The organism is Sulfitobacter sp. SH24, from assembly GCF_965641895.1.
Taxonomy (GTDB): Bacteria; Pseudomonadota; Alphaproteobacteria; order Rhodobacterales; family Rhodobacteraceae; genus Sulfitobacter; species Sulfitobacter dubius.
The window spans coordinates 98,227-119,314 of the sequence record NZ_CBFFKK010000001.1 but is presented as its reverse complement, the minus strand read 5'-3'; the positions used below and the strand labels follow the sequence as shown (position 1 = coordinate 119,314).

Below are 21,088 nucleotides of genomic sequence, written 5' to 3'. Positions count from 1 at the left end.
AGCACAGAGCTTTTCTATAAGGCTTTTCATGCTCGTTAACTTGCAACCACGGCGTCTACCGACGAAGGGTTTGGAGAAACCAGTATGTCTTCCAGTTTTGCTTCAAATGCAGCGACGACGGCTTGCTGCTCTACCTCTGTGACCACAGCGCCATCAAAGGTAAATTGATATGATAGTCCCTTTTCGTTGGCCGCCACGTCTAGTCGCACATCGTTGTATGTGGCACCCTCGCGTGAAGGCGGTAATTGGCTTTGCAGGGCAAAGCCGATCTGGTTGAGCCGTGCGCCTGATGCCTGAAGTCGCTCGTCGAATTCCTCTGCCGCGTTGAATATATCAAAAGCTATATGATCATTGGCTGCAGCGAGAATGCGCTTAAAGTCTGCGGCCTGCCAATCATCGCAGCCGCTGACTGGGACAATAGCTGGCAAAGTGACCGTGAAGGGGCCAAATCCTTCAGATAGCCCCAATGGACGGGCTGGCACCTCTCGCGCAACGACAACAGCTTGAGCCCCGTTTGTGGCTTCTTGCAATGCAGCAGCATAGGCTAACAGCATATCGGCTTCTGAGAAGGTGCTCTTTAAATGCCCGTCTTTTATCTGTGCAACGCCATGATCCCGACCCATCGTTTCAGGCCCTAAGGCACGCCCGCGATGAGGGAAGATCACTGGGCCCGGCACTTCATGTAAGACGTGGCTCCAAAAAGAACGGTCACAAAGGCCTTTGGGTGTATCTGCATGATGGGCGAGCAAGCTTAAATGAGCCAATGCATCGAACGTGTTCGTTTCCGCCTGAGCCGGAACAGCACAAAGCTCAGTCCAAAGTGCATCTTTTAGCACTTTTAGTGCCTGCGCGTCGCCTAAAGCTGCATGCATAGAGATTTGCACCTGTAGGCCGGAATCGTGAGCAATCTGGCCGAACCGGAGCAATTCACCGCGCTCTACATCTAAAACGTCTTCAGGGGCCAAATGCCCTTGCGCCAATTGAGGGGCTTCCCCCAAAGCCAAATGCGGCTGAGACCCCAGCGATAAGTCGCATGTCAGCCCCATTAGAGGGAAACGCATGAATGTCGCATAGATCGCTTGCTGGAGATCGCTGGCTCCCACGCCTGCAGGAGCATCAAATGTTAAGCGGTGCTCAAATGCGCGGCGCGTTGACGAAGAGGTAAAGCGCGCAACCGTCGTTGCAATCATACCTGCTTGCTCTTGCGTAAATGCGCGCTTGTGGGACCCCATCGCAGAAGTGGCTTGCCCCTCAACGTTTTCATCATCTGCACCACCTGAAGCGCGCGCTTGCTGCGCCTCAAATTCCTGCGCCAAAACTTTCGAAAGCTCGCCAATGGTGGGCGCTTTGAGAAAATGCGACGCCATGATGGATACGCCGAGCTCTGTCTCCAAGCGCATTTTAAGCTCAAAGGAGGAAAGCGAGTCCAATCCCGCTTCACTCATTGGCATCTCTAGATCGTCCGGGCTCAGCGTAACCTTGAGCAGATCAGACAAGGTAGATGTCACGAACCCTGCGATTTCGGCGACAAGAGCATCGCCAGAAAGCGAAGATAGGCGTTTGGCCAAGTCACTGTCATCTCGGCCTCTGCCACTGATCATACTGGCGAACCGCGGTGTCCGTGAAAGCGCTATATTCGTTCGGCCCGTTTGCTCCCAATCTCCACGGCCATAACAAATTTGCCCTAGCCCGGTCCGTAAAAGAGTACCAAGGGCGACCTCGGCCTCTCTGGCGTGAAGCCCAGCCATCCCGGAGGTCTCAAGATAGCTTGCCAACTGCTCGTCACGCGCAACAAAACCTGTATCCGCAATAGCTCCCCAGTCTATCGTGCCGCCTTGATGGCCATGCGCTGTTCGGTACTCTGCCAAAGCAGACAGAAAGCCATTGGCCGCGACATAGTTGCTTTGCCCCATGGCCCCGAACGTTTGGGATATGGAAGAAAAGTTTATTATAAAATCGAGAGGGGCATCGAGTGCCTGCTCTGCTTGATGCAAAGCCCAAGCCCCGACAACTTTCGGCGCCAACACGGCTTCTAAGACCTCAGGCGTCATCATGGTAATCAAGGTGTCTTTGATGACCGCAGCACCATGTAAGATGCCCGCCAGGGGCTTATCCTGATCGCCAGCAGCAGCCAGGACGGCCTCCTGCACAGCGATGCCATCCGTTGTATCTAATACTTGCTCGCGCACCTCGGTACCCCGCGCACGCATTGCCTCAAGAAGCGGTTGGTCTTCCTCCGCAAGCTTGCCCGACCGAGACGCAAGCAACAAGCGACCGGCTCCTTGGCGGCTCATCCAGTCAGCCATCGCCAAAGTAAAGCCGCGTGTCCCGCCGGTAATTAAATAGCTAGCATCTTTGCGGAAGATCATTGGTTTGTCGCGATCTTCGCGAATGACAAACGCTTCTTCGTCAAAGGTCACGACCACTTTGCCTACATGCTGGGCCTGAGACATGTAACGAAAGGCTGCGCGGACCTTTGAAAGGGGGAAGTTTGTGGTGGGCAATGGGGCGAGCCGGCCTTCGCGAATATCGCTCATGACGGCATGCATCTGGCTTGCGAGAAGCTCAGGACGCTCCGTCCCCATGGCGGCAAGGTCAATGACATTAAACGACTGATTGCGGCGCATGGCTTTCATACCTACCGCATGGTCCGCATAGACGTCACGTTTGCCGATTTCTAGAAACCGACCGTAAGGGGCAAGGATGTCTAGCCCTTTATCAATATTGCTTCCCGGTAGAGAGTTCAGGATCAGATCCACCCCTGTGCCTTGGGTAAGCGCCATGATTTCATCGGCGTAATCGAGGCTGCGCGAGTTCATCACATGCGCGACACCTCGCTCGCGTAGCAAGGCACGTTTGTCGTCATTGCCTGCGGTTGCGAACACTTCTGCCCCTGCCGCTTGAGCGATCTGAAGCGCGGCCAACCCGACGCCACCTGTAGCCACATGGATCAGAACCTTGTCGCCTTCAGACAACCGCCCCACTTCTTTGAGAGCATAATGGGCCGTCGCGAAAGCTGAAGGAATTGTGACTGCAGCATCATAATCCAAAGCATCATGCATCGGGATCAACCCCTCCGCGCTGATCGCAAGAAAACGCTGCAAGCAATTGCGCCCCATACCCATAACCCTGTCTCCCAGGGCAAAAGCTGTGACCTTCTCGCCTACTTCGACAATATCTCCAGAAAACTCTAACCCCAGGTTTTGCCAAGCAGGCTCAGCTTCCGCATCTTCTGGCAGTAAAGCCGTCACTGCCATGATGTCTCGGAAGTTCAACCCAACCGCCCGCACCTTAATGCGAACCTCATCCGCCCCCAAAGGACGGCTCGGGCACTCAAAAAGGTCTAGCCTGTCAATGACCCCTGGTTGGGGCATAGTGACTTTAAAGTTACGCGTATCCTCTGCTTCGATGGTCAGCTGGCGCTGCGGGAGATCATCACGTGCGCGCACTTTTAGACGCGCGGCATAAATCGCATCTTGGCACAGCGCGATCTCGGTTTCCTCCATCGTGCACAAGATCGCGGACGCCAGCCGCGCGTTCATCTCGCTTTGCTCTTGGGCCACATCGATATGACGGAAGTTAAGCTCAGGCAATTCCGTTGACAGGGTGCGCATTGTCGCCATCACAGAAGCCCCCGCTACACTGGAGGGGGTCAAACAGTTCTCTGCAATCGCGCGCACGTTTTTGGTGGCAATCACGATGCGCGGTAAGGTGTGAAGTCCTCGTATGTCATGCAGCGCAACCCCCATCTCGATGAGCGTTTGTACCGGGCCGCGCACAGCCTCATAGATCTCAGCTGTTGTGCAATCTTCCGCCAAATCAGGGGCAGACAAAGGCCAAGCAAAAACAATACCTTCAATAGCAGGGGCTGCATCGTCCTTACTGGCGGCAGGCATAAGGATATCGGCCAAAGCATCCGTGATATCCTCACCAAGCGTGTCATGTCCTAGACGAGTAACATCTGCCCCTTGTGTTTGCATCGCCTCGATGAGACTGGCGGTTTGCGCAGTGTCCTCCCCCAAGACGAGCCAGCGCCCAGGCGTCTCTTTCAAGCTCAGATCCAATTCAACTAAATCTAACTCTTCGACAATAAAATCAGGCGGCGTTTGCGCGTCTTCCGGTACGGCTGGGGTCTGGGGCATCTCTTTGGCCCTCAGGCCAGAAACGCTCAACAAAATAGCGCCGTCGGCATCCGCGATATCTATTTTGCCACGCCCTTGTTCATAAGAGCTGCTCTCTCCAATCGATATGTTCGCAGTGACATCCGCAGGCAGACGAGCATAGCACCGTACCCGCGCAATTCCGGTCGGTAGCAGGGCGAGCTGATGCTGAGCCGCCACATCCCTATCGACCCAGAGCTGACCTGATAGAGTTTGCATACATCCGTCTAAAATTGCCGGATGGGCCACATATTTATTCAAAGTTGGCCGGCAGCTTTCATGCGCGGCAATCACGCCTACGGCGCTGTCGCGGTCCATCACAAGGCTTTGGATCGTGGCGAAGGCGGGGCCGTATGTGACAGCACCGGCATGCTCCAACTCTTCGTAGAAAGCAGAAATATCCGGAACGTGCAGGTTCGCATCTTTCCGGTGCCGCTTCGCCAAGTTGCCAGGCCGCGCGACATCTACTGGGCGCAGTACCGCGCTGGCCCGCAACACCCATTCTTCACCGCTGTTGCGCAACCGGCTGCTTACTTCAATACGCCCGCGGTCGGGCACAAAGACTGTTTGCAACTGCACCGTCCCTTGGGCGGGCAAAAACAGCGCTTTATGAAAACCGACATTCTCTAGTTCGAGTACTTTGTCTGGAAACAGTGCTTGCCCTGCAGCCAACATAACATCCACATACCCGGCGGCTGGAAATAGCGCTTCTCCGACATAACGGTGATCTTTCAGAAAAGGCGGGGAGGATAGGTTGATATCTTGAACCCAAACGTCCGCCGGCCCTGGGGTGCGGAGCCCTAAGAGGGGATGGTCAGGACAGGTGAAAAGTTGGAAATTTGAATCTTCTGAGTCCGCCCAGTAGCGGTCAGTATCCCAAGCATAGCTTGGAAGGGAAATGCTGCTATCTCTAGAACCATAGAGAGCTTGCCAGTCTAGATTGACCCCCTGCACAAAGAGCTCAGCCGCCGCTTCAGCGAAATAATCCAAGTCTGGATACTTGTGGCTCATGGATGACACCACATCTATCGCCGCCCCAGAGGCTAGCGCAGTGCTTGCGGTCAAAGGTTTGAGTGTTGTGTGTGGCCCAATCTCGAGAAAGGTCGTAGCGCCCATCTCAATCGCCGCCTCAATCGCATCCATATAGCGCACAGATTGACGCAGGTTTTGCCAGCAGTAATCTAAATCGAGACGGGTCTCTAACTTGCCTGTTACGGTAGACAAGAAATCCACTTTAGGCTGGGACCAGCGGATTTCTCCGACTTCACGCCGCAACCAATCTTCTGCTTCTTCCAAAAGATGGGAGTGCCAGGCGCCATCAATCTTCAACAATCGGATAAAAGTGTCTGGGTAGGTGGCCTCAAACTCCGTAACAAAGGCTTCAATCGCAGCCTTTTGTCCACTTATGGTCGTAGCGCCCGGCCCGTTTCGTCCGGCAATATCGATCGTTCCGTTGCCAGGCAGCATCGCCTCGACATCCTCTGGCGGCAGCCCCACGGCAGCCATCGCCCCTGGACGCGTTATATGGTCCAATATTGTACTGCGCTTGGATAAGTAGCGCACGGCGTCCTTTAGCGATGTGGCGCCACATTCAATCGTGGCAGCAACTTCGCCAACGCTGTGCCCCAAAACCATGTCCGGCGTAACACCCCAATGGCGCCATAGGGCCGTCAACGCATATTGCACAGCGACCAGAGCGGGCTGGGTCACCCACGTCTTATCAACATTACTGGCCTCTTTGTTTTTGGCCATTTCAGCCAGCACCGACCATCCACTGACAGCAGCATAAGCCGCGTCAAACTCCTCAATAGCAGCTTTGAAAACAGGCGCATGAGCCATCAGATCACGCGCCATATTCCATGACTGGTTGCCCTGCCCTGAATAGGTAAACACCAGCTTCGGCACATGTTTGACCTGCCCCATGCGAACATGTTCTGGCAACTCATCGGGCAGTTCTTCTGCGCTGAGAGCCTCAAGGCCTGAAAGCAGATCCTGTTCTGACTTGCATAAGATAACTGCCCGGTAAGAATACATTGCCGGGCCATCTGCTAAGCTTGCCGCCAAGCGGCTGAGCGAAACCTCTGCCAAAGAGCCATTTTGACGAGCCTGCAGAAGATTGCGCGCAGCCCCCGAAAGGGCCTTAGGAGAGGCGGCACTCAGAGGAACCAAAATAGGGCTACTTGTTTGAGTGCTATCGGGCGCTGAAACCGCAGATGTCTCCTTCTGAAGCGCCCCCTCTTGGCAGGGCGCCGAAGCAATTAGTGTGGAAGCATTGGTGCCGCCAAAACCAAAGGAGTTTACGATTGCGCGTCGCTCCCCGGCGACCGCAGGGAAAGGCGTGATCTTCTGGGGAACTTCTAGATTAAGTGCATCCAGCGGGATCGCCGGATTGGGATCGTGAAACCGGCGATTGGGCGGGATCTCTCCTTTTTGTAGGGAGAGAACTGCCTTGATGACACCGGCCATACCCGCCGCCGATTCAAGGTGACCCACATTGGGCTTGATTGAGCCAATATACAATTTGCGGTCTGGAATGCGTCGTCCAATAGCTTGACCAATGGACCCTGCTTCAATGGGATCACCGATCGGCGTACCGGTCCCATGTGCTTCAGCATAGCCAACCTCAGATGGGACACGTCCTGACTTTGCGAACAGCTGTTCGATAACATCTATCTGGGCCTCCGGGCTGGGAGCCGTCATCGTACCCGTCTGGCCATCTTGATTGACCGCTGTGGCTTCGATCACCGCATGGATACGGTTGCCATCGCGCATAGCCGCATCCAAAGGTTTCAGGAGCAATGCCCCTACTCCTTCTCCTCTCACATATCCATTTGCTGTCTTGTCAAAAGTCGATAACTGTCCTGTCGGGGACAGCATGCCAGCTTTTGAAAAAGCGACGAACGCGCCAGGGTGAGCAATTACGTTAACGCCGCTGACGAATGCCATGTCGCAACTGCCCGCCTGGAGATGACGCACGCCCTCATCCAAGGCGACCAAAGAAGACGAGCAAGCGGTATCTACCGATACACTGGGACCTGACAGATTAAGACGATGTGATACCCTATTGGCCACAATGGACATCGCATAGCCAGTGCCTGCATATTTTTCCTCATCTGCCGTGTTCATCTCGCGGATGGTTTTGTAGTCAGATTGAGAAACCCCAACAAAGACGCCGGTACGCCAGCTTACCACATCATCCATCTTTATCTGCGCGTCTTCAAGGGCCCCATATACCGCCTGCAAAACGAGCCTTTGCTGGGGGTCCATGCTGGCTGCTTCTCTCGGCGCAAGGCCAAAGAACTTAGGGTCAAATTGATCAATCCCAGGCAGGATCCCTGCCCATTTTGTGTAAGACTTTCCGAGAGCTTCAGGGTTCGAATCGTAGAATTTTTCGGTGGAAAAACGCTCATTGGGGATTTCAACAATCCCGGTGCCTTGCTCACAAAGCATTTGCCATAGACTGTCTGGATTATCTTCTGCGCCGGGAAACCGAAAAGCCAGTCCGATGATTGCGATTTTGGTGGCGTTATGAGGTTTGGTACTATCGTTTGCTGCAAAGGGCATTGATCTCATCTACCTTCTGTCCCTGTTCGGATCTGAGGCGCTTAGAGAATATTACGCCCCTCGAACTTGTTCTACGGCCGCTAGACCGACAGTGATCGCGATGCTTTTTCTGTAAATACTCCACCAGAACCGGAGATTTACCCAGACTTTTTTGTATAATTCGACATCTTGCCCTGATCCGGTACCCGGGCGACGAAAGATGCAAAGAGATCAAGTGAGGCCTTTAAACATCGAGACGACCCTCAGAATGTCGCTGAGGCCCATGACAGACCCATACCAAAGTATGGATTGGAAAAATCTATTAGGATGCCAGGTACTTCCATTGACAGCAGAGCTTGAAGCGGCTTCACGGGTTTGCCTCTGAGGCAAGAGTTGTTTTTGCGGGTCCCTCGAGGTCAATACGGCCCATAGCCTTCTGACTGCACGATCCGCTTTATCCTAAGTTTCCGCGTCTGCCATTCCTGCACTGGCCCGAATCCATAAGGACTGTCTGTAAGAAATCCCACTGGTTCGAGGCTGCGTTGTTTCCCAATCCGCCCCAATCAGCTGCCATTGGCGGGATTGGCCTGGCGCCGTGCACAGCACTGATCATGCTGTGGCCCTAACTCCACGCCCAGACCCCCAAAAGCACATATAGCTGATTGATAACATACCAAAGTTATGATCTATATACTTTAGATATTAACTGCGGCGCCCTTATTATGGGGTGAAGAGAGGTAGTACCCCATGGCTAACACTGTTTTACAAGCCGGACCACAGATCAGCATTCCTATCAACGCGCTGCAGTCAGACATTGCGCGCTATAGTCGTCGGGGTGATACCCTGACTATCCAACTGAAAAATGGTGATACGATCACCGTCAATGATTTCTACAAGCCTGCAGCGGACGGCTCCTTGCATAGCCTCACCCTGCGCGACAACACCAACGTCGACATCCAAGATAAGCCCGAGGAAGAACTCACCCCAGAGGAGCAAGCCGGGCTTCTTTCAGCAGGCTTGGCCGGCTTAGGGCTCGCCATGTCTGGCGGCGGCAGCAGTGCAGATGACGACGATGGCGACGCAGATGCCGACGCAGATGCTGACGCGGACGCCGATGCCGACGCTGATGCGGATGCCGACGCAGATGCTGATGCCGATGCGGATGCTGACGCAGATGCAGACGCCGATGCGGACGCCGATGCAGACGCCGATGCGGATGCCGATGCGGATGCTGACGCAGATGCAGACGCCGATGCGGATGCCGACGCAGATGCGGACGCTGATGCCGATGCTGACGCCGATGCTGACGCTGATGCCGATGCTGACGCAGATGCGGACGCTGATGCGGATGCCGACGCAGATGCTGACGCTGACGCAGATGCGGACGCCGATGCGGATGCCGACGCAGATGCTGATGCCGATGCGGATGCTGACGCAGATGCAGACGCCGATGCGGATGCCGATGCGGATGCTGACGCAGATGCAGACGCCGATGCGGATGCCGATGCGGATGCCGACGCAGATGCCGATGCTGACGCAGATGCAGACGCCGATGCGGATGCCGATGCGGATGCTGACGCAGATGCAGACGCCGATGCGGATGCCGATGCGGATGCCGACGCAGATGCGGACGCTGATGCCGATGCTGACGCCGATGCTGACGCTGATGCCGATGCTGACGCAGATGCGGACGCCGATGCTGACGCTGATGCCGATGCGGATGCGGATGCCGACGCAGATGCGGACGCTGATGCCGATGCTGATGCCGACGCAGATGCAGACGCCGATGCGGATGCCGATGCGGACGCCGATGCGGACCACGGCTTCGTCGACCCCATCCTTTCCGATGAAGGACTGCTCGGGGATGTGACCGGGAACAATGGGCCTTTAGGCCCCGTTACGGGCTCAGAAGGATTGCTGGGCGACCTTCTCGGTGACGGAACCCCCTTGGGAGAAGTCGGAGAGGAACTGTTAGGTCAGCCTGTAATCGGCGACGGAGGTATATCTGAGGATATCGGTCTGGTTGACGGTATCATTGCCGACGATGGCCTGCTTGGTCCTGTCACTGGGAATGATGGCATTCTTGGTGATGTCACGGGCTCCGAAGGTCTTCTTGGCGATCTGATTGGCAACGATGGTGTCTTGTCGGATGTCACCGGGGCAGACGGCCTGGTCGGTGGCTTGGTGGGAACCGGTACACTTGGAGAAACCGATGGAGACGGCGGTGACGGCGGCCTTCTGGATGGCCTTCTCGGCGACGGCAGTGGCCTACTTGATGGCGTCACAGGCGAAGACGGTCTCGTCGGTGGCCTCCTCGGCGGTGACAGCGGTCTGCTCGACGGCGTCACAGGCGAAGACGGTCTCGTCGGTGGCCTCCTTGGCGGTGACAGCGGTCTACTCGATGGCGTCACAGGCGAAGACGGTCTCGTCGGTGGCCTCCTCGGCGGTGACAGCGGTCTGCTCGACGGCGTCACAGGCGAAGACGGTCTCGTCGGTGGCCTCCTTGGCGGTGACAGCGGTCTGCTCGACGGCGTCACTGGCGAAGACGGTCTCGTCGGTGGCCTCCTTGGCGGTGACAGCGGTCTACTCGATGGCGTCACAGGCGAAGACGGTCTCGTCGGTGGCCTCCTTGGCGGTGACAGCGGTCTACTCGATGGCGTCACAGGCGAAGACGGTCTCGTCGGTGGCCTCCTCGGCGGTGACAGCGGTCTACTCGATGGCGTCACAGGCGAAGACGGTCTCGTCGGTGGCCTCCTCGGCGGTGACAGCGGTCTGCTCGATGGCGTCACAGGCGAAGACGGTCTCGTCGGTGGCCTCCTCGGCGGTGACAGCGGTCTGCTCGATGGCGTCACAGGCGAAGACGGTCTCGCTGGAGGCTTGCTCGGCGGCTTAGGTGGTGGACAAGATGACATCGTCTAACCGGTAGACCTGCGGAACAATTACAGGCCCCACATGACATGTGGGGCCTGTTTCCTTTTGGGCGACTGTTGAAAGAAAGCGCCGACCTAATGCAAAAGGCGGCTCCAACCTCGGGTGGTGCCGGCCATGACCATAGCTCCAAACAAGCATTTTGATTTGGAAGGCTGCCTACGTCCGCAACAAGCCTCAACTACAAGCGCAGATTAGGCCTTTCGAAAGCCCGAAAGGTGTTGGAACAGGCCGGTGCTGTTTGAGCCTTTAACCAATATAATATCACCTGCAGTGACCTGCTGGGTCAGGATGCCTTCAAGGTTTTTCACGTCTAAAATGGCGAACCTGGGGTCATTGCCAACCAATGGCAGGCTTGCCTTGAGTTCATCACCGACAAGATAGACGGCATCCAAAGGTTTCTCTTTGAGAAAGTTGAGAAGCGCATCATGTTCTGCTCGGCTCTGCTCACCAAGCTCTGCCATATCTCCAAGAACAACCATCCGTTTTCCGCAGCAGGGCATCGCAAGCATTTCATCTAGCGCCGCCCGCATTGAGGCCGGATTAGCATTGTAGGAATGGTCCAGTATCTTTGCAGGACCTTCCGAAGTGGCCAAATCGATAATCTGGCCGCGCCCTACGTCCTTTGCAAAGGTGGTCAGACGCTCAAGCATTGGCCCAATCGGTTGATCCAGTACATTGGCGACAGCAGCGACCGCCATTACATTATCAACCGCGTAGCGCCCCCCGCTCAGAGTGGGGACAATATGATAATCTCCAAAGACGTTCAGCGTGACTTGCATTGCTGATGGTTCTGAGGATGTCGGAAAGATGTCAGCCGTCTCAGACCAGCCGTAGGTCACAATCCTCAGACCCCTGCGTTCGGCGGCAGCCTCTACAATCTCATATTCACTCATATCCCGATTTAGGATTGCTACGCCCTGGTCGGGCATCTCAGAGAAAATCCGCGCCTTTTTCTGAGCGATGGTGGCCGTGTTCGTATGGTAGGCCAAATGTGCGGGATGAATATTGGTGAACACCGCAATGTCTGGTCGCGCCAGTCGGCTGTTATCTTGCATTTGCCCGATGGCCATCTCCAGAACGCAATATTGCGTGTCCGTGGGAGCGCAACACAGGTTCCAAGCGAGTCCGCGCGTCATATTAGCGCTAAAGCGGGTGGCGTGAACCTTGCCGGCCGCACCAAGGCAATGGGCAATCATTGATGTCACAGTGGTTTTCCCCGCGCTTCCCGTAACACCCACCACTGGGCAGAGGAGTGATCGACGCGCATCTTTTGCCAAGGTCATCAACGCGGCGCGCATATCTGGGACCCGCAAGACAGAGCCCGCTTGGTCAAAAGCTCCGCTATTGTCGCTCACAATCGCGAGGCGCGGGAAAATCGCGTTCTTTTCCAATTCTTTATACGGAATGCCAAATCTGTCATCCGCATGGCGCACAAAAACGATATCATCTTCGCGAAAGCTTGAGGCGAAGATGGAAACGCCATTCAACTCTAGCTTTTCACTGGGAGGCATCAGCCATTCCGACCCCGGCAAAAGGTCGGTTATATTCTCTGTCGACCAGCGCGCCTGACCCGCGGCAGTGACCCGGCGGCGCTTTTGTTGATCGCAAAGCTCGATAAAACGATCGCGGTCCTTCAGATAGGAGCGATATGCGATCAACCCAGAAAGGTAGTGTTCAACATCATCAATGCGCACCCGGAACCCATGATGTCGAATAAAGAAGCTTCCAGTGACCGAGGCCGGATTTCTGAAGTGCATTGCGACTTCCGGAAAGAAGAACCCATTGGCCAGATACTGCGCCCTATGTTCCATCGCCTCGCGAAACGCATCGAGATCCAGCTCATCAACCACCTGTACCAGTGAAGCATCCCCTAGCGCCCTTTGCAGCAGTAGGCGGGTGGCGCAACATAGCTCCAGAAGGGTGGGAAAGGTGGTGATCCTTTCGCGGATAAAGGGCAAATAGTCTCGGACGTTGCGGACACCAAACGCAATATACTTTGGGTCCGTATCATGGCGAGACAGCTCATTCACACAATATGCCAGCCAGTGATCGTTGTACTGCCAATACTCTTTGACGATAAAATCGTCGACGGCACGGCGGGTCGCATCCAGCCAGCGTTGATCGCCAGTGGCTCCATACAATCGCATCAGCGCAAACGCCGCTTCGCCATCATAGTAAACTGTGCGGAAATCTTCCCTCGGGGTCAGTGTCTCCGCATCTAAAATGTGACAAAAACTACCGTTCTCTTGTTGCATTGACAGAATGCCATTGCCCAAACGAAGAGCCAGTTCGAGTACAGTTTTGTCACCGGTGACTTCGAAGAACTTGCAACACGCCAAGATGGCAACGGCATTACCACCTAGCTTTACCTCATTGCCCCGGTCCATCAGAAAGGCCGACGCACCGCTTGGCTGGCTGCGGTATTTTACAAGGTTTTTCGCAATCTGCCTTAAAGACCGATCAATGGCCTCACGCAGCACAGGGCTTTGCAACAGCTCATAGGCCTCGCACAGAGCATAGGTGCTGCTGGCATGCCGCAAAGTGTTGTAATGGTTGATAGGGCGATCAAAGCACGGATGCTTTCCATAATGGAACAAGCCGTCATCTTTCACCTGAGCCGCAAGATACTCAGCACTCTCACGTATCACCCCATCAAGGTTATCGGGCTGCATGAGGTTGAAGACACGTCTCCCCCCATTCAGCCCGGAAGGTTCGAGGTCAACCACTTCTCCTCGATCGTCGTCACGAAACATCCCCTCAGCTGAAAATAGATAGACGGTGTCTGAATCGTCTGGAACTTCAAACGCTTCCCCAAAGCGCCTCTTCCAGTAAACTTGGACGTTGTTGAGGTTCATTTCACAATGCGGAGTTTTGGCACCCTTATAAAACAGGGCACTTCCGTTCAATTCACCTTCGGTGACCGCATGCTTGAACCCTGCATCAAGAGACATCCCTTTGCGACTGTAGTTGCGCTTCACTTTTTGGAGGGCAGCTTTGTAGGTGGAAAAGGAAACCTCTTGTACTGACGTGGGCCAATCCAAACGCACATGGCGGCCCCCAAGCAGTTGCATAGAGCCCTTTTCCTCTAACCTTAAGCGCAACTCGTCTATGCTCGAAGCTGTGATCGTTCTGACCCGCGCGCGACTTTCGCCATCTGTGGCGGACACAAAAACGACAAAACGGGGATAAGGGGCCGGCAAAGGAGACACACGAGCGGTGAGCTTATCGATGAAATGCGATACTGAAGTGGTCATGATAAAATTCATCGCGCGCGTTGATCATAGCGGCAAAATGCCAAGAGAGCCCTGCAGCGCGACATCTCCTCCTAACCCCTTAATTTTTCAAATCATTCTCAAGTAAAAATCAAGAAGAGGCAAGGCTGGTGATCCTGCCATACAAACGGCACAGGGCGCGCATATTCTTTGAAACCGCAGGTCTATTCCACGGGTCTTGCACCTTAAATGACAAGAAATATGGAGCGGTTCTGGCTGACCTGCCGTAGCAAGTGCGCCGCTCATTCTATCAGTTTCGCAGAACCCTGACCGCCACCTCCTGAGCGAGCTGCTGTAAATCATCCCTATGCCAGGATGCAGCATTTCCAATTATGGAGGCCTGTGGCCCTTCCGGGGTGAGAATAACATTAAGGTGGAGCTCAAATCCGCTATCGACTTCTTTCGGCAAGTCTATCCGCTCCAATGATATGAAGCCGAAAGAAACTTTCCCAACCATAGCCTCCTCAAAAATCTTGCGAAAAGGAGAACTTGAGAAACGTCCCGTAGGGGCCCGCATATGAACAAGAAAACGCATCCAGTCCGCATTGGTCCGCACTTCCTGCCCCATTGAGGTGCCTTCATCTAAGGCCATGGTTGGCAGCATCTCGGCAGAGGCTGATATTCGATCTGAGACCCAGACAGGGCCTGCCCCGCGGGTATAACGAAGGGGAAACTCGATCATTTCAGCGCCGATGAAAGACGCCATTGCTGCCTCCCGGCGCCCGACCACGCTGTGCACCAACATGGCCTGCTGCCCGGCATGAGCGCAAAGCGTTTCTGAAAATGCTGCGTGTAGATGGCAGAACGCCGAAGCCCCTGTGCTTTTAGACAAACGCCCCAAGTCAGCGGAAGCCTGGGATGACAGAATGTTGTTAACTGTATTCGTTTTGCCGATGCTTCGGGGGGATAATGACGGCAAATCAAGCGCTTCACGGCCAATGTTCAACCTATCTGGCAAAGGATACAACGCCTTTCGCCAGAACGCTTCTTTCTCCACGGAACGCGCCAAGAGCTGCTTGTTTCGGTGCGAAATAAATCCACCGTGCGACAATGGTTTTGCACAGACAGGCATACTCAGCGCATGTTTGAGCAGCTCTTCAAGTAGCAAAGCAATGCTATAGCCATCGATGACGGCATGATGAATGCGCACCAAGATCACATCCCCCGCGCCGCCGAACTTTAGCAGGCGCATTTCAAACATGGGATCGGAGAGCGCGGTCAACGGGTCTGCACAGCGCTCCGAGAGGGCACTCTTCTGCGCTTCCTCAGGCATTTCGCCTAGGTCTTCTACAATCAATCCAATCGGATGGTTGGGCAAAATCTCAGCCCGCCAATCCTCGCCGCGCTCCACCAAGCGTAGACGCAAGGAATCATGCCTCTCCACAAGCCGATTGAAGGCTCGGCGCAACGTTCGTGCGCTTACTCCCGGCGTGATACGAACGGCCCATGAGATCGTTTGGTTGAGATGAAACCCTCTGGAGGTTTCGGAATCAAGCGCCGCGGCCAACATACGCTGTTGGTAGTGAGAAAGCGGGAAGAACCTTCCTTGCTGCAAAACGGGTATTGGCGCTGTCATATACGTCTAGGGCCTCCCTTACAGGCGCAGCCATTCTATGGCGGGACCTTATATGAGCAAAAATAATGACATGAGCGAAACACCTCAGGCAACAAAAGAACGCAAACGGGCGGAGATCAAACGGCGACACCTGGCGCCCTCATCTAGAAATCACCACATTCAATGATATCCCCGCACATGCCCCTCTATCTCTTCGGCAAGCCCCTGAAGATCAGCGGTACTCCAGCCTGCGGCATCCCCGATAAGAGAAGCTTGCGGCCCGCTTGGCGCGGGGTAGATGTTAAGTTGAGCCTCAAAATCGGTCTCTGTGGTTTTGGGCAAGGCCAACCGCTCCAACGTCACGAACCCAAAAGACACTTTCCCTTCAAGAGCCCCCTCGAAGAGCCTACGGAAAGGCGAAGATGACATCCGGCCTGTAGGTGTAGGAATATGCACGAGAAACCGGTACCAATCCCCATCTTCGGCCTGCAGTTTTCGGCCTGTAGGCGTTTCTGCGCAGAAAGCTCTCGTTGGCACCATCTCAGAGGATGCTGCCAACTGCTGAGACACCCAAGCCGGTCCTGCGCCTTTGCAGTACCTGATCGGTAGCAAAAGCATCTCAGCACCAATGAAAGACGCAACCGCCGCATTCCGACGCCCAAGTATGCTATGCACTAGAACCCTATCTTGTTCCGCTTGCGCACAAAGAGCCTCGCAGAACGCGGCGTACAAGTGGCAAAAAGGAGATACTTCCGTGGTCTTCGCCAAAGCCTTGATAAGCGCAACCGTTTGCGGTTTGAGAAAATTCCTCAGCGTGTTGGTAGGGCCGGTGTTGCGGGTCGACAAAGGGGGAAGCCCCTTGGCTTGACGCCCAACAGGCAGCCTCTTTGGAAGAGGAAGCAGCGCCTTTCGCCAAAACTCATCCTTTGCAGAAGCATTTTCATCCAGCTGATTGCGGCGATAGGCTATAAAATCCACATGGGACAAAGGCACATCAGTAACAGGCATGCTCAATGCATGCTTGAGTAGCTCCTCCAGCAACAAAGCCACGCTGTAACCATCAATGATGGCGTGATGTATGCGCGCCAAGATCACATCCCCCGCGCTACCAAACTTCAACAATCGCATGTCGAACATCCGCTCGGACAAAGCGGTAAGGGGCGCTTCGCAAAAAGACATGACCGCAGCCTGTTGCCTCTCATCAGACATGTCACCTAGGTCTTCCACAAGAAGCCCGCTGGCATGTTCGGGTAGGATCTCAGCATGCCAGCCAGTGCTGATCTGGGTGATGCGCAACCGCAATGAATCATGCCGTTCGACCAGCTTATCCAAGGCGCGCCGAAGGGTGCGAGAACTTACACCAGGGGTAACCTTCAAGGCCCAAGAAATTGTCTGGTCTTGATGGAAGGCATCAGGAGTGTTGGGATCAAGTGCAGCAGACAGCATGCGATGTTGATAGTCAGAGAGCGGCGCGTATCTTCTCTTCCGAAGAGCGGGGGATGTCATAGCCGTCCTTTGCCTCGCTCCTAGGTGAATGCTACCTTACACGTTTCCAGCTTTGCCCGTCACAGAGCATGCCAAGACAGCCTTCGACACGCAGCTCAGTCTCACGCAAGCGAACCTTAGCCCTATAGACTTTGCGGTTCTCAGCGTCCCAAACCCTACCATTTGCCCATTCAGTTGGGCTTACTTGCTCGAGATCCCAAAAGATTGGCCGGCCGACGATCTCTGTATGCGGGGTTCTGAATGTCTTATGAACATAACCACAAAGTAGTGCGCTATTGTCTTTGCAGGGCGCCACTTTGACGTGCAGATAGGCCCCAGTTCGCCCCTTTTCAGTCAACCAAATGCCAAAGGGCTCGGCCATCGCGCCTAAAGCTGGGGCGCAAAATGCGGTGAGCAAACCAATTGCCAGTTTCCGCATGCTCTCCCCCTGCTCTAGTGCCGATAACTGTTCAGATTAGAACGTATTTTGTCCCCACTCCTCTATAAGATGAGAGGCGAACTTGCTGTCAGAAAGCAACGCCTCAAACCCGCAAGCCTGCCAGGCACGGCTGGACCAAGCGTGTAGAGCCAATCAAGCAATCAGATCAAAAGCTTCAAAATCAGCCTTCAGCCCGATCGTGGAAATACGTCCGCCGTCATCCAAATCCCAGCTTTTCATATAGGTCAGGGAGCTATCTTGATGGAATGTGGCTTCATCAATAATCACCAATTCCGTTTCATAAGAGATCATCTGAACATCCTCAGCGTTCTCCATCAAAAAGCTGATAAAGTCCTTTACAGATTGATCGTACTTCCCAAACTGGCCGTCAGGCTGGGTGGCCTTAGCCTCACTTTGAGCCGCGGTTTCTTCAAAGCCCGACAAATAGTCCTGCGCTGTGGCATTCGTGATGATGTCACCTGTGGTAGAGAAACCGTATTCCTTCAATACAGCCGCAACATCCGTAGGCAGAGAGTTTGGCAGCACATAACTGCTTTCGACTTGGATTTCCGGCATCTCGACCAGTAAGGCTTCCTCACTGGCGACAGTATCCTCGGGATCTGAACTCTCCCTAAGCGCCAACTCCTGAAATTCCTTTTTACCTTCTTTTTCAATATGGTAAGACTTGTTCCTCATGTTGCTGAACACCTCGCTTCCTACTTCCAGCGCCAACAAAGGCGCTTTCAGCAGCTGCTCGGAAGTCAGCAAGCTAGCCGTAATGTCCATGGCCTGCATGAGTTCAGATACGATGGTCTCCACTTGGGAGTTCACAAGGCTGCTCGCAAAAAGATCGTAATCAAGCAGAGAGCCCCAGATCCCCTCTGCACCTTCACCAAAATCCTGTAGAATGTTCCAATCGGCACCAGAGATGCTGAGCAACATTGTTTCGAGAGACTTCTGGTCCGTTTCGTTGAGCTTGGTCTTCTCTACCGAAGTCCCCTTGGAGAGAGTGTCTGCGCTCTGCATCATATTCCCGACAAACGGGTCGAGGCCATAGGTCAAGGCTAAGGCGCTAAGACCCATACCGACATAATTGGCAGGCACCGTGAAGTTTACCGATTTCTCCGCATGATCCGGATCATGTCCAATGTTTGCCTCGGCAGCAAGTAATGTGCCTTCTTCCGCCAGAGAGAAGGACGCTAGCTCTGCTTCTTCGAGCAAAGCAGGCTCCATCAAAAGACCTGGCACAGCCCCCTCAAAAGAGCTTTCTTCTGTTAGGGGTGCGGCATTCATTTCATCTGTCTGCAGATAAATTGTCCAAATCAACGCGGCCAAGGCTGCGGCAGGATGCACCGTAACTTTGCGATCCTTTGCTTCTGCAAGCTGGATGATGTTCTGGCGCGCTCTAGACCTGTCCTCCTTGGTCACGCCCAGTTGCTGGACATAGGCCTCAACAAGATCATTCAGGCTATGCCCTTTGACAACAGAGCTCTGACAAGCGCTGTCGAGCATATAAATCGTTCTAATCCGGCAAAGGTGAACAAAAACATCACCTTTGGGGTCAAGAAAGACAAACCAAGGATCGCCCTCATCTGTAACGCCGCGGTCCGTACCGATCGTAAGATCTGCAAGGTTCAAAAGCCTATTGATACGGAACAAAGTCGCGAGCTCTTGATTGGTCCAATCATAGCTGCCCGCAGTTGGAGCATGGTTTTTCCGACGAGGGGCTTGTCTTGCAACGCGCTTCTGGCGCCCCCCAAGCTGCATCAAGGGGTCGCCCTTGAATCTGTCAAACGACATTGCGCCATCAACAAGCGCGAACAGGGAGCAAGAGCTGCCTTCTGCCTGAGTATGCGCCTCATCCGTATTTAGGCGCGGGAATTTAATAATGTCCGACATAGGTGTGCCTCAAAGTACAAAGCAAACCGACCGGAGCTAGAAACTCAGTGGGCCTGCGCCTTCGTTCCAAATAAAATATCATGGGTAATCGGGTCATAATAAGACAGCAGGGTCTTTACGAATGACCTTGGCTCTTGGCCCAGAGCATTCGCCCATTCCACATACCGGCTGCTAGGTATCTTGCCGCGGCCATTCTCGAGCTGAGAAATGAACGTGTAATACTCGAGCGACAAAATATTCGCCAAGTCGCGCTGTGAGAGCCCCTGCGTCTCGCGGAGGCACTTCAGCCACACCCCCATTTCGCGACGCTGGTCTTGCGCATTTTTTCTTACACTTTCGCAATCAGCGAGCATGAGCTTTGGCTTCCACATCTAGGATTCAATTAACATCCTCTAATATAGCACCACTTCCCTTGCTATATCAATGATGTTCAAAGTTCCTCTATGACCGCATTCCTCCTCTTATAACGTAGCGTAACGCTCCCCCTCACTCCTCCCGGAAGCTTTTTGAGACAGCTTCTGACAAAGGAGAGACGAGATAGTTCAGCACTGTTCGCTCCCCGGTTATAATAACGGCATCCCCTGGCATCCCTGGGGTCAGGTTGCCCTTAATACCTTCAGGGAGATTTGCTTCAGGAACATGAATGCGCGCTAAATAATAAGGCAGGTCATTTGGGTCCTTGGGGCTGATCACATCGCTTGAAACGGACTGTACGGTGCCAAATACGATTGGCATGAGCTTTGTTTTGAACGCACTGAGGCGCACTTCCGTCTCCATACCCGGCACAACGCTATCAATATCCACCGGTGCCACGCGGGCATCGATAACGAGATTCTCGTCCACCGGCACGATCTCCATCAACACTTCACCTGGCCTGACGACCGACCCGACAGTGGTTGCCTGTAGATCTTGAACAGAACCGGATGTTGGTGCCCGGATAACAGTGCGGTCTAGCGTATCTTTGGCCACCAAAACACGCTCTGTTAGCTCTGAGATCTCAGCTTGCACGTCTTTCAGCTCAAGATTGGCACGCTCTCTATACTCTTGAACCAACTTAAGCAGGTTCAAGCGCGCCTCACCTGTCGCTCCTCTCACCTGAGAAGCCTCCGAGATGACCTCCCCCAAACTGGCTTCCGTCTCGATAAGGGTATCTTCCCGCTCAACCAAACGGTTGCTTTCAATGACGCCTTTTTGCTCGCCAGACTTCAACCTGTCTAAATGGGCCGTGCGCAGCGCAACCCTGCGCTCCATCGCACTTTTTTGCAGCTCGAGCCCCGTAATCTGTTCGTTCAATTGCTCCAAACGGTACTCTAGGATCTCCGTTTGGGAGAGCAGAATGGACCGGCGATCCTCAAATATCTGGCGCTGCGTACGCAATGCCTTCTGAACTCTCGGGTCTTCCGACTCCAAAAGGTCCTGTGGGAACTCAACGCTCTCCTGAGAGGTTTGCTCCGCGAGCAGGCGCGCCTCGGTCGCCCGCGCTACATTCAGCCTTTGCATATGTAGGTTCAAATTCGACCGAGCTTCGACGCTCTCGAGGAGAATGAGGACATCCCCCTCTTTGACCTGACCCGCCTCTTTCACCCGAATTTCTCGGATGATCCCGCCATTCAAGTGCTGGACGACCTTTCGGTCCCCCTCCAAAGCAACTGTACCTGGCGCAACCACAGCACTGTCAATCACAGCTGTCGCGGCCCAACTCCCCAACCCGCCAAAGATCAGAAAAATAACCAGATACCCTAGACGGGCGTAAAATCGCGGAGAAGTTTTCATGATCCCACACTTCTTGTTTGCGTATGAAACA

9 protein-coding genes are annotated in these 21,088 nt (G+C 54.3%); 1 reads left to right on the top strand and 8 read right to left on the bottom strand.

Going from position 1 to position 21,088, the window contains the following annotated elements:
• Positions 1-35: 35 nt before the first annotated feature.
• Positions 36-7,733 carry a type I polyketide synthase gene (locus ACSQ16_RS00475; RefSeq protein ID WP_435988344.1) on the bottom strand — a complete coding sequence of 2,566 codons (7,698 nt, stop codon included), beginning with the start codon at positions 7,731-7,733 and terminating at the stop codon, positions 36-38.
• A gap of 717 nt (positions 7,734-8,450) precedes the next feature.
• Between ACSQ16_RS00475 and ACSQ16_RS00470 the strand changes: the two genes are divergently transcribed.
• Positions 8,451-10,622, top strand: coding sequence for a BapA/Bap/LapF family prefix-like domain-containing protein (locus tag ACSQ16_RS00470; RefSeq protein WP_435988343.1), 2,172 nt, complete (start codon positions 8,451-8,453; stop codon positions 10,620-10,622).
• A gap of 203 nt (positions 10,623-10,825) precedes the next feature.
• Here ACSQ16_RS00470 and ACSQ16_RS00465 read toward each other — a convergent pair whose 3' ends face one another.
• From ACSQ16_RS00465 to ACSQ16_RS00435, 7 genes are all read right to left on the bottom strand, one after another.
• Positions 10,826-13,888, bottom strand: a complete 3,063-nt coding sequence (locus tag ACSQ16_RS00465; protein ID WP_435988342.1) for a Mur ligase family protein — start codon at positions 13,886-13,888, stop codon at positions 10,826-10,828.
• Between the two features lie 268 nt (positions 13,889-14,156).
• On the bottom strand, positions 14,157-15,482 hold the full coding sequence (locus tag ACSQ16_RS00460) for a condensation domain-containing protein (protein WP_435988341.1): 1,326 nt from the start codon (positions 15,480-15,482) through the stop codon (positions 14,157-14,159).
• A gap of 159 nt (positions 15,483-15,641) precedes the next feature.
• Positions 15,642-16,967, bottom strand: a complete 1,326-nt coding sequence (locus ACSQ16_RS00455; protein ID WP_435988340.1) for a condensation domain-containing protein — start codon at positions 16,965-16,967, stop codon at positions 15,642-15,644.
• Between the two features lie 31 nt (positions 16,968-16,998).
• Positions 16,999-17,328 (bottom strand): DUF2147 domain-containing protein, encoded by a 330-nt coding sequence (locus tag ACSQ16_RS00450; RefSeq protein ID WP_394444296.1) that lies wholly within the window; start codon positions 17,326-17,328, stop codon positions 16,999-17,001.
• 210 nt (positions 17,329-17,538) lie between these two features.
• The gene (locus ACSQ16_RS00445; RefSeq protein ID WP_435988339.1) at positions 17,539-19,284 is read right to left on the bottom strand and encodes a hypothetical protein; all 1,746 of its coding nucleotides are present in this window, start codon (positions 19,282-19,284) and stop codon (positions 17,539-17,541) included.
• 44 nt (positions 19,285-19,328) lie between these two features.
• Positions 19,329-19,655 (bottom strand): helix-turn-helix domain-containing protein, encoded by a 327-nt coding sequence (locus tag ACSQ16_RS00440; RefSeq protein WP_435988338.1) that lies wholly within the window; start codon positions 19,653-19,655, stop codon positions 19,329-19,331.
• Positions 19,656-19,770: 115 nt separating this feature from the next.
• Positions 19,771-21,057 (bottom strand): HlyD family type I secretion periplasmic adaptor subunit, encoded by a 1,287-nt coding sequence (locus ACSQ16_RS00435; RefSeq protein ID WP_435988337.1) that lies wholly within the window; start codon positions 21,055-21,057, stop codon positions 19,771-19,773.
• Positions 21,058-21,088: the final 31 nt, after the last annotated feature.

Bases quoted from the DNA above. Each gene is read 5' to 3' on its own strand.
- ACSQ16_RS00445 (WP_435988339.1), bottom strand. From the start codon at position 19,284: ATGTCGGACATTATTAAATTCCCGCGCCTAAATACGGATGAGGCGCAT.
- ACSQ16_RS00475 (WP_435988344.1), bottom strand. From the start codon at position 7,733: ATGAGATCAATGCCCTTTGCAGCAAACGATAGTACCAAACCTCATAAC.
- ACSQ16_RS00450 (WP_394444296.1), bottom strand. From the start codon at position 17,328: ATGGCCGAGCCCTTTGGCATTTGGTTGACTGAAAAGGGGCGAACTGGG.
- ACSQ16_RS00460 (WP_435988341.1), bottom strand. From the start codon at position 15,482: ATGACAGCGCCAATACCCGTTTTGCAGCAAGGAAGGTTCTTCCCGCTT.
- ACSQ16_RS00455 (WP_435988340.1), bottom strand. From the start codon at position 16,967: ATGACATCCCCCGCTCTTCGGAAGAGAAGATACGCGCCGCTCTCTGAC.
- ACSQ16_RS00465 (WP_435988342.1), bottom strand. From the start codon at position 13,888: ATGACCACTTCAGTATCGCATTTCATCGATAAGCTCACCGCTCGTGTG.
- ACSQ16_RS00440 (WP_435988338.1), bottom strand. From the start codon at position 19,655: ATGTGGAAGCCAAAGCTCATGCTCGCTGATTGCGAAAGTGTAAGAAAA.
- ACSQ16_RS00435 (WP_435988337.1), bottom strand. From the start codon at position 21,057: ATGAAAACTTCTCCGCGATTTTACGCCCGTCTAGGGTATCTGGTTATT.
- ACSQ16_RS00470 (WP_435988343.1), top strand. From the start codon at position 8,451: ATGGCTAACACTGTTTTACAAGCCGGACCACAGATCAGCATTCCTATC.